The sequence below is a fragment of the Caulobacter sp. GW821-FHT10E02 genome, assembly GCF_059415225.1.
The window spans coordinates 1,074,824-1,091,569 of the sequence record NZ_JBWKMV010000002.1 but is presented as its reverse complement, the minus strand read 5'-3'; the positions used below and the strand labels follow the sequence as shown (position 1 = coordinate 1,091,569).

At 67.6% G+C, this 16,746-nt stretch carries 19 protein-coding genes; 7 read left to right on the top strand and 12 right to left on the bottom strand.

Features of this window, described 5'->3' with window-relative positions; translation table 11 throughout:
- Nucleotides 1–168: 168 nt before the first annotated feature.
- From AC07NI_RS15010 to AC07NI_RS14995, 4 genes are all read right to left on the bottom strand, one after another.
- Nucleotides 169–435 carry a hypothetical protein gene (locus AC07NI_RS15010; RefSeq protein WP_494620418.1) on the bottom strand — a complete coding sequence of 89 codons (267 nt, stop codon included), beginning with the start codon at nt 433–435 and terminating at the stop codon, nt 169–171.
- A 13-nt stretch (nt 436–448) separates the two neighbouring features.
- On the bottom strand, nt 449–637 hold the full coding sequence (locus AC07NI_RS15005; protein ID WP_494620416.1) for a hypothetical protein: 189 nt from the start codon (nt 635–637) through the stop codon (nt 449–451).
- A gap of 331 nt (nt 638–968) precedes the next feature.
- Nucleotides 969–1,445, bottom strand: a complete 477-nt coding sequence (locus AC07NI_RS15000; protein ID WP_494620414.1) for an OmpA family protein — start codon at nt 1,443–1,445, stop codon at nt 969–971.
- A 106-nt stretch (nt 1,446–1,551) separates the two neighbouring features.
- Nucleotides 1,552–1,896, bottom strand: coding sequence for a YMGG-like glycine zipper-containing protein (locus tag AC07NI_RS14995; RefSeq protein WP_494620412.1), 345 nt, complete (start codon nt 1,894–1,896; stop codon nt 1,552–1,554).
- 151 nt (nt 1,897–2,047) lie between these two features.
- On the opposite strand from AC07NI_RS14995, the gene AC07NI_RS14990 reads away from it, so the two are divergent.
- Nucleotides 2,048–2,911 (top strand): diacylglycerol/lipid kinase family protein, encoded by an 864-nt coding sequence (locus AC07NI_RS14990; RefSeq protein WP_494620410.1) that lies wholly within the window; start codon nt 2,048–2,050, stop codon nt 2,909–2,911.
- A complete protein-coding gene (locus AC07NI_RS14985; protein WP_494620408.1) occupies nt 2,908–3,696 on the top strand; it encodes a metallophosphoesterase family protein in 789 nt (262 codons plus the stop codon). Before AC07NI_RS14990 ends, AC07NI_RS14985 begins: the two co-directional genes overlap by 4 nt.
- Before the next feature lie 58 nt (nt 3,697–3,754).
- Here AC07NI_RS14985 and AC07NI_RS14980 read toward each other — a convergent pair whose 3' ends face one another.
- The 4 genes from AC07NI_RS14980 to AC07NI_RS14965 form a co-directional block, all read right to left on the bottom strand.
- Nucleotides 3,755–3,931 (bottom strand): DUF1328 domain-containing protein, encoded by a 177-nt coding sequence (locus AC07NI_RS14980; protein WP_494620406.1) that lies wholly within the window; start codon nt 3,929–3,931, stop codon nt 3,755–3,757.
- Nucleotides 3,932–4,049: 118 nt separating this feature from the next.
- A complete protein-coding gene (locus AC07NI_RS14975; RefSeq protein ID WP_494620405.1) occupies nt 4,050–4,670 on the bottom strand; it encodes a superoxide dismutase in 621 nt (206 codons plus the stop codon).
- 216 nt (nt 4,671–4,886) lie between these two features.
- On the bottom strand, nt 4,887–5,288 hold the full coding sequence (locus AC07NI_RS14970) for a hypothetical protein (protein ID WP_494620403.1): 402 nt from the start codon (nt 5,286–5,288) through the stop codon (nt 4,887–4,889).
- Nucleotides 5,285–5,623, bottom strand: coding sequence for a hypothetical protein (locus AC07NI_RS14965; protein ID WP_494620401.1), 339 nt, complete (start codon nt 5,621–5,623; stop codon nt 5,285–5,287). Before AC07NI_RS14965 ends, AC07NI_RS14970 begins: the two co-directional genes overlap by 4 nt.
- A gap of 197 nt (nt 5,624–5,820) precedes the next feature.
- On the opposite strand from AC07NI_RS14965, the gene AC07NI_RS14960 reads away from it, so the two are divergent.
- Nucleotides 5,821–7,659 carry an HWE histidine kinase domain-containing protein gene (locus AC07NI_RS14960; protein WP_494620552.1) on the top strand — a complete coding sequence of 613 codons (1,839 nt, stop codon included), beginning with the start codon at nt 5,821–5,823 and terminating at the stop codon, nt 7,657–7,659.
- A 3-nt stretch (nt 7,660–7,662) separates the two neighbouring features.
- Here AC07NI_RS14960 and AC07NI_RS14955 read toward each other — a convergent pair whose 3' ends face one another.
- Nucleotides 7,663–8,874: a CaiB/BaiF CoA transferase family protein gene (locus AC07NI_RS14955; protein WP_494620399.1), complete on the bottom strand. Its 1,212-nt coding sequence runs from the start codon at nt 8,872–8,874 to the stop codon at nt 7,663–7,665.
- A gap of 125 nt (nt 8,875–8,999) precedes the next feature.
- Between AC07NI_RS14955 and AC07NI_RS14950 the strand changes: the two genes are divergently transcribed.
- Entirely contained in the window at nt 9,000–9,674 is a 675-nt protein-coding gene (locus AC07NI_RS14950) for a DUF4142 domain-containing protein (RefSeq protein ID WP_494620397.1), read from the top strand.
- A 3-nt stretch (nt 9,675–9,677) separates the two neighbouring features.
- On the opposite strand, the gene AC07NI_RS14945 is transcribed toward AC07NI_RS14950, so the two are convergent.
- Genes AC07NI_RS14945 through AC07NI_RS14935 form a run of 3 tightly spaced genes read right to left on the bottom strand, consistent with a single transcriptional unit; the run spans nt 9,678 to nt 14,577 of the window.
- The gene (locus AC07NI_RS14945) at nt 9,678–10,103 is read right to left on the bottom strand and encodes a PaaI family thioesterase (protein WP_494620395.1); all 426 of its coding nucleotides are present in this window, start codon (nt 10,101–10,103) and stop codon (nt 9,678–9,680) included.
- Nucleotides 10,100–13,684, bottom strand: coding sequence for an ABC transporter permease/M1 family aminopeptidase (locus tag AC07NI_RS14940; protein ID WP_494620393.1), 3,585 nt, complete (start codon nt 13,682–13,684; stop codon nt 10,100–10,102). Before AC07NI_RS14940 ends, AC07NI_RS14945 begins: the two co-directional genes overlap by 4 nt.
- Before the next feature lie 14 nt (nt 13,685–13,698).
- Entirely contained in the window at nt 13,699–14,577 is an 879-nt protein-coding gene (locus AC07NI_RS14935) for an ABC transporter ATP-binding protein (protein WP_494620391.1), read from the bottom strand.
- 209 nt (nt 14,578–14,786) lie between these two features.
- On the opposite strand from AC07NI_RS14935, the gene AC07NI_RS14930 reads away from it, so the two are divergent.
- From AC07NI_RS14930 to AC07NI_RS14920, 3 genes are read left to right on the top strand one after another with little or no spacing between them, the layout of a single operon-like run.
- Complete coding sequence (locus tag AC07NI_RS14930; RefSeq protein ID WP_494620389.1) at nt 14,787–15,467, top strand: fumarylacetoacetate hydrolase family protein; 681 nt, start codon at nt 14,787–14,789, stop codon at nt 15,465–15,467.
- An 11-nt stretch (nt 15,468–15,478) separates the two neighbouring features.
- The gene (gene maiA / locus AC07NI_RS14925; RefSeq protein WP_494620387.1) at nt 15,479–16,111 is read left to right on the top strand and encodes a maleylacetoacetate isomerase; all 633 of its coding nucleotides are present in this window, start codon (nt 15,479–15,481) and stop codon (nt 16,109–16,111) included.
- Nucleotides 16,112–16,744 carry a carbonic anhydrase gene (locus AC07NI_RS14920; protein ID WP_494620385.1) on the top strand — a complete coding sequence of 211 codons (633 nt, stop codon included), beginning with the start codon at nt 16,112–16,114 and terminating at the stop codon, nt 16,742–16,744.
- Nucleotides 16,745–16,746 lie beyond the last annotated feature (2 nt).

Genomic DNA, 16,746 nt, shown 5'->3' with positions numbered 1-16,746 from the left:
CCGAGACCGTGAAACGGCCTTCCGCAAGGAGGGCCGTTTTTCGTTGGGCGGTTTCCTTCTCCCCTCGCGGGAGAGGCCCGAAGGACCGGATGAAGGGCAGCACAAACGAAAACCGCCGCGACGGCGCTGAGGCTGTCGCGGCGGTTTCTGTCTTCACCCAAAGGAGCGTCAGTTGGTGGGCGTCTGCCTCACCGGCTGCTGCGGGGTGTCGTACCGCTGCGCCTCGGCCGTCGTCTTGGCGCCGTTGTTGACCTCGACCGAGGCCAGGTCCTGCGCCTTGAAGGTCCAGGCCCCAAATAGGGCCAGCGCCGCGAGCACGGTGGAGACCACCAGCACCCAGAAGACGTGACGGCCCCAGCGGCCCTGGCGGGCGCGGGTGGCGTTCAGGCGCGGGCCACCGGCGGGCGGCGCGGCGTGATGAATGTCGGCGGGCATGATCTCATACCTCCTATGGCGTCCAGATACGGGCGGCGTCCGCGCGATCACGATCGTTGAAGGCCTGCACCGTCCCGGCGGAGGCCCCGATCGCCAGGATCACGACCAAGGCCATGACCCGCGAACGCACTTTTCTCTGACGCTGTGTGAGCGTCGAAACGAAAACCATTCCGCCATGCTCGGCTTGATAGGTCCGGATCACGACGTTGCTCCCCTGCCCCGGCGGACCTCATGTCCGCCTTGCAAAATCAACGTCTTCCGCGTCTCGCCGTTCCCGTTTCCGGCCCTTTCGAGCGTCGCTAAAAAAAATCGCGCCAAGCGGGAACCGTTGGCGCGAGACGTCGTTTTTATCTTTGCGAAGGCGGCGACGCCCCCCCGACTTGAGACTGGCGATAGCCAGTCTGCCGCCTTCGCACCCCCCTTTGTTGATGCGAACTTCAGGCGGACCGGTCACCGGCCCGCCTTTCCTTCGTTTAACGCGCGCTCGGCGCGCTTGGGCGGACCGGTCCCCGGCCCGCCTTTCCTGCGTTTGGCTATTTGCTCTCCAGGTCGAACAGGATGTCGGCCCGGCGGCGCAGGGGCGCGGCGGCGCCCGAGGCGGCCACGGCGCCGGCGTCACCGACGGCCGCCTTGTCGATCTCGACCTTGCCGAAGCCGTGCTTGGCCAGGGCGCTCGACACGGTCTCGGCCCGACGCTTGGACAGCGCCAGGTTCGCTTCCGATGTGCCGACGGCGTCGGCCAGGCCGACCACGCGCACCGACTTGACGACGCAGCCGCGCGCCTGGGTGCGGGCGTTGGCCAGCAGCATGCGAGCCTCCGGGCTCAGGTCGGCGCTGTCCTGCTCGAAATAGACCGAGGACTGGAAGTCCGCGCAGGCGGCCGGCGCGGCGGCCACGGGCTTGCGCAGGACCCGCCAGGGACTTTCGGACGTGGCGCAACCCGCCAGGGCCAGGACCACACCCGTCAGGCTGATCGCCTGCACGGTGGCTATGATCTTCGTCGTCTTCATTCGAACCCTCCTCCTCGAACCTGCGAACACAAGCCCATAAGAACGCAAGAAAGGCGACCGGCTTGGCCGATCGCCTTGCATGGGGCGTCGTCGCGTCCCGCCCAGCTTAGTAGCGGGGCGAGCCGTCTTCCCAGTAATATCGACCGCCGCGGGAGTCGTAATAGTAATAACGGCCCGCGCGCTCGTCATAGTACTGGCGGCGATTGGCGCTGGTCGAACCGCAGCCGCCGTCTTCCTTGCAGCCCTTGACGGCGCCGACGGTGCCGCCGATGGCCGCGCCCACCAACGCGCCGGTGCCGGCGCTGCCGCTACCGACATTGTTGCCGATCACCGCGCCGGCCAGGGCACCGATGGCCGCGCCGCCGGCGGCGTTGCGTTCGACATTGCCCGTCGAGGTGCACGCCGAGGCGAGCACACCCACGCCCATCAGGGCGATCATGGTCATCTTCATCTTGGCTCTCCGTTCCGAGCTTCCTGTCCCCGTGTCGAGCAAACGACTCCCGGGGGCGACGGTTCCGTTTGCCGGCGGAACCACGGCTGAGCTTCGCCCGTTGCCTCGCCGAGTCTTGAATAGCCAAGTCCTGGAATAGAAGGGGGCGCGCGTGAAGCGCATCGACATCGTCGCCAACATCGCCTCGGGATCGGTGGGGCCTGACGCGCCGCAGATCGCCGAGCGGCTGCTGGCCGAATACGGCGTCTCCGGTGTCGTTCACGCGCCGCAGCCGGGCGAGCTGATGGACTGCTTGCGCAGCGTGATCGACGGCGCGCCGGACGCGGTGCTGGTCGTGGCCGGCGACGGGACGGCCCGCGCGGCGGCAGAGCTGGCCGGTCCCGACGGTCCGATGATCGCGCCGCTGGCCGGCGGCACCATGAACATGCTGCCTCACGCCCTCTATGGCCAACGCAGTTGGCAGGACGCCATGAAGGCCTGCCTGGAGAGCGGCGAGGCCAGGATGATCTCCGGCGGCGAGGTCGGCGGACGGCTGTTCTTCGTCGCCGCCATCCTGGGCAGCCCGGCCCTGTGGGCCACGGCCCGCGAGGCGGCGCGCCAAGGCAATTTCAACATCGCCCTGGCCCGCGCCCATCGCGCCTTCCGCCGCGCCTTCTCCGGCCGGCTGCGGTTCTCGCTGGACGGACGTCCGGAGGTGAAGGCCGAGGCCCTGACCCTGATGTGCCCGTTGGTCTCGACCGCCCTGGACGCCGAGGACCGGGCCCTGGAGGCCGCCGCCCTCGACCCCTCCAGCGCGCTGGACGTCTTCCGCCTGGGCTTCAACGCCGCGCGGGGCCAGTGGCGCGAGGACCCGTCGGTCGACGCCGGCCGCTGCCGCCTCGGCAAGGTCTGGGCGCATGGCCGCATTCCGGCGATCCTGGACGGCGAGCCGGCAAGGTTCGATCCCGAGGTCGCCATCAGCTTCCGCCCCAAGGCCTTCCGCGCCCTGGTGCCGCCCGACGAGAGCGCTGAATGAGACTGGTCCAGCTCTCCGACATCCATTTCGGCGGCGAGAACAAGGAGGCCGTCGAGGCCGCGACGGCCTGGATCAACGAGGCTCGGCCCAACCTCGTGGTCGTGGCCGGCGATCTTACGCTCGACGGCAAGACCCCCGAGTTCGACGCGGCGGCGGCGTGGTTGAAGCGCCTGCCCGACCCGATGATCGTCGTGCCGGGCAATCACGACACGCCCTTTGTCGGCCCTGCCGAGCTGTTCGAGCGCTTCACCCGCGCGTGGCGGCGGTTCAAGGACCGGTTCGGCGACGAGGACGGCGCGGCCTGGCGCGCGCCGGGAGTCACCGTGACCTCGCTCAACACCGCCCGCGCCGCTCAGGTGCGCTGGAACTGGTCGAAGGGCGCGGTCTCGCACGGCCAGGTCCGCCGCATCGTCCGCGAGCTGGAGGCCGCTCCGTCCGGCGACCTGAAGGTCGTGGTCTGTCACCACCCGCTGATGGAGATCCTGGGCGGGCCGATGACCGCCAAGGTCCATGGCGGGGTCGACGCGGCCAACCGCTTCGTCGCCGCCGGCGCCGATGTGATCCTGTCGGGCCACATCCACCTGCCGTTCGTCACCGCCATCCCGTTCGGCGACGGCAAGACCCAGGCGATCGGCTCGGGCACCCTGTCGCACCGCGAGCGCGGCGCGGCGCCGGGCTTCAATGTCATCGAGGTCGAGCCGGGCTGTGTGCGCGTGCAGGCGATGGCCTATGAGCGCGGCAAGTTCGAGGTCTGGCGCACCTGGGCTTGCGACCGCCGGGGCTAAAAACGAAAACGGCGCGATCCGAAGGCCGCGCCGTTTCTTTGTCTCGTCCGGCCTTCGCCTAGCGTGGCGCGCCGCGTCCTCGGAACAGCTGGGTGACCAGCGACACCAGGAACAGCACCAGGAAGACGTAGAACAAGATCTTGGCGATCCCGATCGCCGTGCCCGCAATGCCGGTAAAGCCCAGCAGGGCGGCGATCAGAGCGATCACCAGGAAGGTCACAGCCCAATTCAGCATTTGGCCTCTCCGGTCGGCCCGGCTTCACGAGCCGGGTGGTTGTTGCGTATCGAAGCTCACGGCCTCGCTTCGAAACAACGCACCCGACTCCCGGGCGTTCCGGATTTGGGCGAAGCGCCTATTCCGGAGCCGGATAGGCCCAGCCCTGCTCGCCGGCCTTGGCGGCGGCGTATTGGCTGTCGGCCAGGGTCCAGTTCAGGACGTTGTCGAACACGGCTTCCAGGAAGCCCTTCCGCAGGTTCTGGTAGTCCAGATAGTAGGCGTGCTCCCAGACGTCGGCGACGGCCAGGGCCGTCAGGTCCTGGGTGACCGGGCTCTCGGCGTCGTGGGTCGAGATGATCTTCAGGGCGCCCGAGGCGTCCGAGACCAGCCACACCCAGCCCGAGCCGAAGTGACCGATGCCTTCGGCGACGAACTTTTCCTTCAGGGCGTCTAGGCCGCCGAAGGTCGAGTCGATGGCGGCGGCCAGGTCGGCGCCCGGGGCGGTCTTGGTGGGCGACAGGCCGTCCCAGAAGAAGGCGTGGTTCCAAGCCTGGGCGGCGTTGTTGAACACCTTGCCCGGACCGGCGCCCTTGATGACCGCTTCCAGCGAGCCCTTGTCGTCGCCGTTCAGCAGGCCGTTCAGGGCCGTGACGTAGGCGGCGTGGTGCTTGTCGTGGTGAAAGCGCAGCGTGTTGGCGGAGATGGTCGGCTCCAGCGCCTCATAGGCGTAGGGCAGTTCCGGCAGCTTGTACGTCATGTTCACTCCATGGGAAGGCGTTCCCATGGAGAGGTAAGGGAACGCGCGAAGGCATCTAGAACGCGCGAGCCCAAAGCGTAAGCTTTTAAAGCGGCTGGGCGCGTCAACTTTAGTTGAGAAATTCCCTTTGAAACTTGGGGTTTCCAGGAAATCTCTGGACGCAAAACGCCGCCGAGCAAGCCCGGCGGCGGTCGGCGATCTGATTGAAACGCGCGATCAGCGCTGCGGTGGCTTCGGGTCCAGGAAGGCCTTGGCCAGCGAGGCGGTCAGGGTCGGGTTCTTCAGGGCGAAGATCCCGGCGGCCAGACCGATGCCGATCGACATCAGCGGCTTGTCGCGCACGATCTCGACGACCTTGCTGGTCATGTCGAACGCCTGCGGCGGAGCCTGCTGACCATGATGGTGATGACGGCCTTCGACCTTGCGGGCGGCGATCATGCCGGCGATGGCGACGATCAGGGCCGCGACGGCCGAGACGATCGCGGCGGCGCCGGCCGCCGTGACCAGCGGCACGAGCACCGCATAGATCGCGAAGGCGGCGGACACGACGGCCACCGCGGCGGCGGCGGCGATCGCCGCGGCCGCGGCCAGCGTCATCAGGGTCTTTTCGAAGATCACCGGTTGTTGCTACGGCCGCCGGAGAGCAGCAGGCCGATCAGCACGCCCACGCCGAGACCGGCCAGGGTGGCGGTGATCGGGCGCTCGCGGATGCGCTCGCTGGCGTAGCGCTGGGCGTCCTCGATCTGCTGGCCGGCGGTGTCGGTATAGGTGCGGCTCTGGGCGCGCAGGGTCTCGAAGCCTTCGGTGACCGACTTCTCGACGCGCTTGGCGGCTTCGGTCAGCTGGGCGCGAGCGGCCTCGGCGGCTTGGGCGAAGCTACGCTCGGCGTGCTCGACGGCTTCCAGCGAAGCGGTCTTGGCCTTGTCGGCTTCCTTGGCGGCGGCGGTGGGCATGATCATCTCCTGTTCGCGACGCGACCGACCGGGGACGCTGAAGCTGCGCCTCGTCAACGCCTGCTCGACGTCGGGGTTCCACGTTAGCGTAAGGGCCAAAGCTTCACCACAGTCGAATCCCCTGTGGAGCCCCGGCTGAGCGCCCAAAAGATCCGTCCAAAGCGCTCGCGCCTGACGCGAAGCAAGTCTAAGCTCGAATCATGGACGCTCCCATCGCCAGCGACGACCGCCAGGAAGCCGTCAGGCTCAACGCCTTGAAGGCCTTGAACATCCTGGACAGCGCGGTCAACGAACCCGGCCTTCTGCGGCTCGTGCGTCTGGCCGCTCGCCTGTTCGACGCGCCCAAGGCCGCCATCGCGCTGGTCGATGCGGATCGGGTCTGGCGCAAGGCCTATGTCGGCCATGCCGGCCCCGAGAGTCCGCGCGCCGGCGACCTGGCCGCCCAGGTGATCGAAGCCAACGGCCCCGTCGGCCTCGGCGTGCCGCTCCGCGACGCGCAAGGCCTGGCGCTAGGCGCGCTGGTCGTCGAAGGCCCCGGCCTGACGGGCCCGGCCTCCGAAGACGATCTGCAGGCGCTGGAAGACCTGGCCGCCCTGGCCGTCGAAAGCCTTACCGACGCGCCCTGCGCCTCGCGCAACCTCGAGCGCGAGCGCCTGGAGCTGGCCATTTCGGCCGCCAGCCTCGGCGAGTTCGAGTGGGACATCAAACGCGACACCATCACGGTCAGCCCGCGCCTGGCCGCCATCTCCAACATCGAGCCGGGCGAGGTCCCCGCCAACAATGGCCTGGTGCTGTTCGACTACCTGCATCCCGAGGATCGGGAATGGGCGCCGGACTTCATCAACAAGCAGCTGAAGGAAACCGGCCGCTACGACGTCGAGTATCGCCGCCCCACCAGTCCGGAAGGCCGCGAGACCTGGAACCATGGCTCGGGCGTCGTGCTGCTGGGGGCCGACGGCGAGCCGGCCTATCTGATCGGCGTCGTCCAGGACATCACCGAGCGCAAGGAAGAAGAAGACCAGCGCGAGAACCTGGTCGCCGAACTGGACCACCGCATCAAGAACCTGCTGGCCGTGGTCCAGTCGGTGGCGGCCCAGTCGGCGCGCAAGTCGGCCTCGCTGGACGTGTTCCTGAAGACCTTCGCCGGCCGGCTGAAGTCGATGAGCTCGGCTCACGACCTCTTGACCGCCGCCCGCTGGCGCGGCGCGACCCTGGCGCGGATCGCCGCCGCCGAACTGGGCGGCCTCTCGCCGACCCAGACCCGTTGGGACGGGCCGGAGATGTTCCTGACCCCGCGCGCGGCCTCGGCCCTGTCGCTGGCCCTGCACGAGCTGGCCGTCAATGCGATGCGGTACGGCTCGCTGTCGTCCGAGAACGGCAAGGTCGAGGTGGTCTGGCGGCGCACGCCCGAAGGCGGCTTCGCCCTGGAATGGCTTGAGACCGGTGGCCCGCCCGCCACGGCTCCGACGACCAAGGGCTTCGGCGCCACCCTGATCGAGGACGTGGCCGGCCGCGAACTGGGCGGTTCGGCCAAGATCAACTACAAGTCCAGCGGCGTCACCGCCATGATCACCGGCGCGGCCGAGGCCCTGGCCGACGCCCCGCCGCCCGAGCCCGTCGAAGCCGCGCCGGAGCGTATCGTCGAGACCGTGGTCGCCGCCGACGAGACCGTCCGCCCGGGCGCCATCGCCGGCCTGAAGGTGCTGATCGTCGAGGACAGCCTGCTGCTGGCCCTGGAACTGGAAGCGGGCCTGGAAGACGCCGGGGTCGTGGTCGTCGGCTGCGCCGCCGAACTCAGCGAGGCCCTGTCGATGGTCGAGCTGGACTTCGACGTCGCGGTGCTGGACGCGGACCTGAACGGCCAGTCGGTGGCTCCCGTGGCCGAGATCCTGCGGTCGATGGGTCGGCCGTTCGTGTTCGCCACGGGCTATGCGGACAAGGCGGCGCCGATGGGGTTCGACGCGCCGATCGTGCGCAAGCCTTACAACGTGCACCAGATTGCGCGGGCCGTGGCGGGGGTTACCGGGCGGGCTTAGGCGCTACAGCACGCCCGCCTTCCGAAGGTCGGCCAGCTTTTCAGCACTCATCCCCACCACCTCGGCCAGCACCGCATCCGTATGCTCCCCCAAGGTCGGTCCCGGCCACCGCACGCCGCCTGGCGTCTCGGTCAGCTTCGGGAAGGCGTTCTGCATCTTGATCTGGCCGAACACCGGATGCGGCACGGTCACGATCGACTCCCGGGCCACGAACTGCGGATCCTCGATCATATCCGGCGCCCGATAGATCCGCCCCGTCGCCAGGCCGGCGGCCTCCAGCTTAGGCAGCAGCTCCTCGATCACCTGGTCGGCGGTCCAGGCGGCGATCCTCGCATCCAACTCTCCCTGATGCGCCCCGCGCGCGGTGTGGTCGCGGTAGCGGACGTCGTCGGCCAGGTCCGGGCGGCCCATCAGGTCGCAGAGACGGCGGAACAGGGTGTCCTGGTTGGCGCCGATCAGGACGAGCTCGCCGGACTTGGTCGGATAGACGTTCGACGGCGCGATGCCGGGCAGCACCGCCCCCGAGCGTTCGCGGACATAGCCCGTCAGGTCGTATTCGGTGATCAGGTTCTCCATCACCGTCAGCACGCTCTCGTAGATCGCCGCATCGACCACCTGGCCCTTGCCGGTGCGCTGTCGGGCGTGGAGCGCCATCATCACGCCGAGCGCGGCGTTGAGGCCGGACAGGCTGTCGCCGATCGAGATGCCGGCGCGGGCCGGATTGCGGTCAGGCTCGCCGGTGATGTGGCGCAGCCCCCCCATGGCCTCGCCGACCAGGGCGTAGCCGGCGCGGCTGGAATAGGGGCCGGTCTGGCCGAAGCCCGAGACCCGCGCCATGATCAGGCCCGGATTGGTCTTGGCCAGGGCCTCATAGCCCATGCCCCACTTCTCCAGCGTGCCCGGGCGGAAGTTCTCGACCACCACGTCGGCCTTGGCGATCAGGGCGCGGGCGATGTCGCGGCCTTCGTCCGTACGCAGATCGACGGTGACGGACTTCTTGTTGCGGCCGATCACCGGCCACCAGGGCGACAGGCCCTTGGGCTTGGAGCGTCCCCACTGGCGCATCGGGTCGCCGACCTTGGGGTCCTCCAGCTTGATGACCTCGGCCCCGAAGTCGCCCAGCACCTGGCCGCAGAAGGGCCCGGCGATCAGCGAGCCCATCTCGATCACCCGCAATCCGGCCAGCGGTCCCCCAGCCTTGGTTTCTAGGGTCATCGTCAATCTCCCCCGCCGTCATCGGAACCGTTCACGGCCCCGTGAGGTTTTGTTGATCACCCGGCGCAGTGCGCCGCCGAGCTTTCAAGAACCTCTAAGAAAAACGCGTAGGGAAAGACAGAGCCATGACCCGTCACCTGATGATTGTCGGCGCAGCAGTCGCCGCACTGAGCCTCGCCGCTTGCGGCCAGAAGGCCGATGAGACCAAGGGCGCCGCCACCCCGGCCGAGCAGGCCGCGACCCCGGACGCCAACCCCGCCGCCACCGTCCCGACCCCGTCGGACGAGACCAAGGCCGACGTCTTCGCCGCCAAGGCCGCCGACAGCGACATGTTCGAGATCGCCGCCGCCAAGCTGGCCGCCACGCGCTCGACCAACCCGGCCGTGAAGAAGTTCGCCGCCGCGATGGAAAAGGCCCACACGGCCACCAGCGCCGAGCTGAAGTCGGCCATCGCCGCCTCGGGCGCGGCCATCACCTTGCCGACCGTGCTGTCGGAAGACGCCCAGGGCAAGATCGACGACCTGACCAAGGCCGACGCCAAGGACTTCGACAAGAAGTACGCCGACGGCCAGGTCGACGCCCACCAGGCGGCTCTGAACCTGCTGCAGCGCTACGCCCAGGACGGTGACACCGCCGCCATCAAGGCCTTTGCCGCCGCCACGGCCCCGAAGGTCCAGGAGCACCTGAACATGGCCGAGGGCCTGAAGAAGGGCTTCGGCACCGGCGAGGACGTCGCCAAGGCCCAGGACAAGGCCGACAAGGCGCAGATGAAGGCCGACGAAAAGGCCACCGGCCACTAACGCCTAGGGAATGGCGTAGGCGACCGTGGCCTTGGCCGCGGCCCGCTCGCGCCCTTCCGTCCACATCAGGACATCGGCCGTCGCGATGCGGCGGCCGAGCTTGAGCAGGGTCGCCTCGGCATAGAGATCGCCGGGCTGGCAGCCCCTCAGGAAGTGAATGTTGAGCGAGGTGGTCAGCGCCATGGCCACCTCGCCGATATGCGCCAGGATCACCGCATAGGCCGCCGTGTCGGCCAGGCCCATCAGTGTCGGTCCCGAGATCGTCCCGCCGGGCCGCAGGTGGCGGCTCAGATGCGGCAGCTTCAATAAAGCCCGCCCAGGCCCGACCTCGACCACCGACGCCATCTGCTGGGGATCGATATCCGGGAAGGCGCGATGCAGGAACGCGTTCAGCGCTCCCGCATCCATCTTGATAACCTCATCGCTCACTTGCCGACCGCGACCGTGTTGTCGTCGCCGTTGCGGTCGATCACCGTGTTGTAGGGGTCGATCCCCGCGAACTTCGGCGCCTTGGCCACCGTGAAGGTGAAGGTCTGGAGGCCCGAACGGATCGGCCGGCGCTCATAGGCGACGACGTCCTGGGCGTCGAAGCCCTTGTCGCCCGGCTTGGCGGTGAACAGGCCGATGTCCATGGTCTCGGCGAGGGCGGCGTTGGTCTCCTTGCCCTTGCCGTCGGCGTATTTCTTCTGGGCGTCGACCGTGATGGTCACGTCGAACTTGCCGTCGCTGCGCTTCTTCACCGCCGCGCTCTTGGTCTTCAGGTCGTAGAGCGTGATCTTCTCGAACAGGTCGGTGATCAGGGCCTGCTTGTCGGCGGGAGCCTCGGCGCGCAGGGCGGTCAGGAAGTCGGTGGTGATCGCATAGGGCGCGCCCTTGAAGGCGTGGTCGGCGATCAGCTTGCGCAGAGCCCGATTGACGGCCTCTTCGCCGATCTCGCTCTGCAGGCGGTACATGACCAGCGAGCCCTTGCGATAATAGACATAGGGCTGGTTCTCGACCTTGTAGAGCGGCTGCTCGTCGATGACGTCGCCGCCCCGCGCGCGCAGATAGCTGTCCAGCTCGAACTTCAGGAACTTGCGGATCTGCGGCTCACCATAGGTGTGCTTCATCACCATCAAGGCCGAGTACTGGGCGAAGGTCTCGGCCAGCATCGCGCCGCCCTGCTGGTCGGCGCCGATGACCTGGTGGGCCCACCACTGGTGGCCGATCTCGTGGGCGCCGACATAGGTGACCATGTCGATCTTGGTCGGATCACGATAGTCGGAGATGAAGAACATCCCCTCCGACCACGGGATGGTGTTGGCGAACGACTGGGCGAACTGGGCGTAGTCCGGGAACTCCTGGAAGCGCAGCTGGCGGAACTGATAGGGGCTGAAATTGGCGCTCATATAGTCGAGCGAGCGCTTCATCGAGGTCTTCATCCGCTCGATGTTCCAGGCGTGCTGGGGGTCGTAGTAGACCGCCAGCTGGACGCCCTTGTAGGCCTCCTCGGCAATCTGGTAGCGAGCCGACTGGATCGAGATGAACGGCAAGATCGGCGCGTCGGTGACGAAGCGGGCCTTGCGGCGACCGTTCGTGACCGTGTCGGAGACCTTGTAGCCCGGCGCGATCGGCGTCTGGTCGGCCTCGGTGGTGACCGTGATGTCCGAGGTGACGAAGTCGGCGTCCTTGCGCAGGCCGTTGAACTGGCGGGACGTGACGTCACCCAGCTTGGCCATCCGACGCTCGGGCGGCAGGCCATACTTGCGGCGCTTGGCGCGGTCCTGCAGCAGGCCATCGCGCGCCATGCCCAGGATCGGCGCGATCTCCAGGTTGTTGACGAAGGTCCCGTTGTCGACGACCCGGCTTTCCTGGTCGCTGTTGGGGAAGCCGCGCTGCGAACGCAGGGTGATGAAGCTCATCTTCCGCCGCTCGCCCGGGGCCATCGGCGTGTCGAAGGCGAAGATGCGGTAGTTGAACTTCTCGAAGGTCTTCTTGGGCCGCGCGCCCTCGATCGACAGGCCCTTGACCTGCAGGTCGCGGTCGAAGCGGACGTGGATCTCCTTCAGCGGCGCGGCCGTCTTGTTCTCGATCACGTACGAGCCCTTGGTCTCAAGGCTGGGCGCGTGCGGCTTCAGATCGACCTCGAGCGTCATCGCGACGATCTTCGGCTGCGGCGTGGTTTCGAACGGTAGCAGGGTCTTCTCGTAGTCGGCCTGCCACTTCTCGTTGTCGATCCGGGTCCGGTAGGGGTTCCAGACGTTGGTGTTGACGTAGATGAAGGCCCCGAGGCCGACGAAGACGACCAGCGCCCCGCCCATCAGCAGGCCCGCCCCGCCGTTCAGACGCGTCGGCAGCCGGCGCAGGCGCGGCAGCAGCCGGCTCTCGGTCCCGCGCCGCCACAGGCCGTAGGCCAGCACCAGCAGCACCACCGCGAAGGCGCTCCAGTAGGCGCGCAGCCACCAGGCCCCGATCCAGAACTTGCCGAGACCGTTCATGTCCGAGAACGGCGTGTCGGTGGTCGAGCCGTAGTTATAGAGCTTGGACTCGAAGCCCAGGTTCACGAAGGTGATGGTGGTGACCATGTAGATCACCATCAGGCCCCAGCCGATGAACTTGTGCGGGCTGATCGACTGCAGGAACACCGCCAGCACGGCCACGAGGATGAAATCCACCGCCTGCGGCAGCACGTACCAGATCAGGTACTTGTCGAGCTCGAGCTTGAAATAGCCGTGGAAGACCTGGCTGAGGATGGCGGCGAAGACGCTGACCAGCAAGGTCGAGACCAGCACCAGGGCGATGGCCAGGGTCTTGGGGGCCACGAAGGCCCAGTCGGGCACGGGCGTGGCGTCGATGATCTCGTGGGTCTTGCGCTCGCGTTCGCGCCAGACCAGCTCGCCCGAATAGTAGATGGCGATGATCATCGGGATCAGGCCGAACGAGCCCAGCAGCGGGTTCAGCAGCACGCGGGTGACCGGATAGATCACCCCGCCGTAGCGGCCGGCGTCGGTAGCGAACCACAGGGCGCCCATCGCATTCGCGAGGCCCAGGAACAGCAGCACGAAATAGGCCGGGCTCTTGAACACCTGGCCCATGTCCAGGCGGGTGCGGACCACCAGCTGGGCCCAGGCCGTGGCGCGGTCGAACTTCGGCTGCGGCAGCGGGCCGGTCGTCAGGACCGGCGTGGCGTCAGCCTCGGCCTTGCCCGTCTTGACCTTGCGCTGGCCCGACAGGTCGGCCGACTGGAAGCGGAACAGGCTGTAGGCCAGCGTCAGGAAGCCGGCCGACAGCGCCACCGCGAACAGGCGGTTGAACAGCAATCCCCCGGACAGCGGCGGGATCAGCGTGTTGCGCTCGCTGGCCGTCCAGTACTTGGTGACCAGGCCATAGGCGGCGGTGCCCAGCGGCTCCCAATAGGCGGCGACCTTCTCGAACTCGGGCTTGTCCAGCGCGATGTTGGCGATGATCCACAGCACCATGAAGGCCACGACGCCGACATAGGTCCACATCATCGAGCGGGTGATCGTGGCCAGGGCGAAGAACAGCGACGAGGTCAGCAGGATCGAAGGCAAGGCCAGGGCGAAGTACGAGAACAGGTAGGCGTGGAGGTCGTTGGGACCCAGGCGCTCGGGATCGATCCACGGCATGAACGAGCCGATGAAGATCGCCAGCGGCACGGCCAGGAACGAGATCGCCGCCGCCAGGAAGGCCCCGGTGAAGCGGCCGTAGAGATAGTCGAACTTGCGCACCCGGGTGGAGCGCAGGATTGGCCCAAAGCCCGTCTCGTCGTCGCGCACCACCACATTGGCCACGAAGGCCGTGGTCACGAACATGTAGAAGATCGAGAGGATCAGGTGGGTCTGGGCGATCGCGTACGGCGCGTTCTTGTGGATGTTGCCGCCGCCGCCGATGCGGATCTGGTCGATCGTCGCCGCCCCGAAGGTCAGCAGGAAGAAGATGATCGCCACCACCCAGAAGACGGGTGACTTCAGCTGGTAGCGGAGCTCGAAGCCCGCGATCTTGCGAAACATGCCGCCGCTCCCCGTCAGGCCGCCCGCCGGGTGGTCGAGAGGGTGGAGAAGTAGACATCCTCCAGCCCGCCCTCGACCGGCGTGAAGCCATTGCCAGGGTTATCGTCCGACAGGATGTGGATGACCGTGCGGCCCGCCAGCAGGCGGGTGGAGATGACCTTGTACTGGGCCTTGGCGGCCTCCAGCTCGGGCTTGTCGATGATCTTCTTCCAGATCTTGCCCTTGAGCTGACCCACCAGATCGGCCGGCGCGCCCTCGCGGACGATGCGGCCGTCGCAGATGATGGCCATGGCAGGGCAGAGGTCGCTGACGTCCTCGACGATGTGGGTCGACAGGATCACCACCACGTTCTCGCCGATCTCGGCCAGCAGGTTCAGGAAGCGGTTGCGCTCTTCAGGGTCGAGGCCCGCGGTGGGCTCATCGACGATGATCAGGCGCGGATCGCCGATCAGGGCCTGGGCGATGCCGAAACGCTGGCGCATGCCGCCCGAGAAGCCGGCGATGGCCTTCTTGCGGACGTTCCAGAGATTGACCTGGTTCAGCAGGTTCTCGACCGTTTCCTTGCGGTCCTTGGCGCTGCTGATCCCCTTCAGCACCGCCATGTGGTCAAGCATGTCGTAGGCCGAGACCCGCGGATAGACGCCGAAGTCCTGCGGCAGGTAGCCCAGCGTCTTGCGCAGCTCTTCGGGGTTCTTCAGCACGTCGATGTCGCCGAACCGGATGTGGCCCGAGGTCGGAGCCTGCAAGGTGGCGATGGTGCGCATCAGGGTCGACTTGCCGGCGCCGTTCGGACCCAGCAGGCCGTACATGCCGCGCGGAATCGTCAGGCTGACCTCGTCCAAGGCCCGCACACCATTGCCATAGACGTGCGTCAGGTTCTCGATGATCAGCATGATCTGCCCCCGATCAAAATAAGCGCCCACTACCCCATCGCCGACATGACTCCACGGCGGAGATTGGGGCAAGTGAAAGAACGTTTAGGACTTGGGTTCAACCGCAGGATTTCTGAACGGCGACCACTTTGAGGCCCTTGGCGTTGACGGACATCGTTTGAACCGCAGAGGGGTTTTGGCCAGCCGCTTTTGGGTCTAAACGAAGCGCCATGACCAGCTACGCCTTCCCCCCGCACGCCATCCCGACGGTCCCGGTGGAGGGTTCCGACGCGGTTTTCCCGGTCCGCCGGATCCTCTGCGTGGGGCGCAACTACGCCGCCCACGCCCGCGAAATGGGCGCCGACACCCGCGATCCGCCGTTCTTCTTCGCCAAGCCCGCCGACGCGATCGCGCCACTGAAGGCCCAGATCGCCTATCCGCCGGCGACCAGCGACCTGCATCACGAGATCGAACTGGTCGTGGCTCTGAAGAGCGGCGGCGCCAATCTCTCGGTCGAGCAGGCCCTTGAGGCCGTGTTCGGCTACGCGGTCGGCGTCGACCTGACCCGCCGCGACCTGCAAGGCGCGGCCAAGGCCAAGGGCCAACCGTGGGAAGCCGGCAAGGCCTTCGACGAGAGCGCTCCGATCACCGCCATCCGCGTGATGGACGCTCCGGCGCCGCAAGCCGCCGTCACCCTGACCGTCAATGGCGCCGAGCGTCAGCGCGGCGAGGTCGGCGACATGATCTGGAACGTCGGCGAGGTCATCGCCAAGGCCAGCGAGCTGTGGACCCTGGCCGCCGGCGACCTGATCTTCACCGGCACGCCCGAAGGCGTCGGCGCCATCGCGCGCGGCGACAAGGTCGTCGGCGAGGTCGAGGGCGTCGGCCGTCTCGAGTTCACCCTGGTCTAGGAAGCGCTTCGATGAAGCTGGTCCTGCACAGCGCCAAGCGCGCCGCCGCGCCCTATCGAGTGCGCATCGGCCTGAACCTGAAGGGCCTCGCCTACGAGCTGCGCCCCGTCGACCTGCCGGCCAACGGCCACCACACGGAAAGCTATCGCGCGCTCAACGCCCAGGCCCTGGTGCCGACGCTGGAAGTCGACGGCCGGCCGCTGACCCAGAGCCTGGCGATCCTGGAATGGCTGGACGAGGTCTCGCCCGAGCCCGCCCTCTTGCCGCACACCGCCTATGAGCGGGCCATCGTCCGCAGCATGGCCGAGATCATCGCCTGCGATATCCACCCGCTGAACAACCTGCGGGTCCAGCGCCAGCTGACGGCGCTGGGCGTCGGCGACACCGACCGCAACGCCTGGACCGCCCGCTGGATCAGCGACGGCTTCCACGCGCTGGAGCCGATGGTCGCCAAGCACTCTGGCGGCTTCGCCTTCGGCGACGCCCCGGGCCTGGTCGACTGCCTGCTGATGCCGCAGGTGTTCAACGCCGGCCGCTTCAATGTCGACCTGTCGCCCTTCCCTTCGATCGTCGCCGCAACCGCCCGCGCGGCCAAGCACCCGGCGATCGAAGCCGCCCACCCCGACCACCATCCGGAGCGCTAGATGCTTGAGGACCTGAAAGCCAACAACGCCGCGTGGTCGGAACGCAAGACCCAGGTCGATCCGGACTTCTTCAAGCGTCTGGAAGGCCAGCAGAGCCCGGAATATCTCTGGATCGGCTGCAGCGACAGTCGCGTGCCGGCCAACGAGATCGTCGGCCTCGATCCGGGCGAACTGTTCGTCCATCGCAATGTGGCGAACCTCGCCCCGCCGCAGGACGCCAACTACCTGTCCGTGCTGCAGTTCGCGGTCGAGGTGCTGAAGGTCAAGCACGTCATGGTCGTCGGCCACTATGGCTGCGGCGGCGTGGCGGCGGCCATCGACGGCCAGCGCCGCGGCCTGGTCGATCACTGGCTGCACCCGATCCGCGAGGTCCATGCCGAGCACAAGCACGAGCTGGAAGCGATCCCCGAGAAGCGCGCCATGCTCGACCGCCTGACCGAGCTGAACGTCGCCCGCCAGGTCCGCAACGTCGCCGCCGACGTCTTCGTCCAGGACGCCTGGGCGCGCGGCCAGGCGCTGTCGGTGCACGGCTGGGTCTATTCGCTGAACAACGGCCTGGTGAACGACCTCAACATCGGCATCAGCAGCCTGGCCGATTACGAGCGGATGATGGCGGACAACAACTGCCCGTAGGC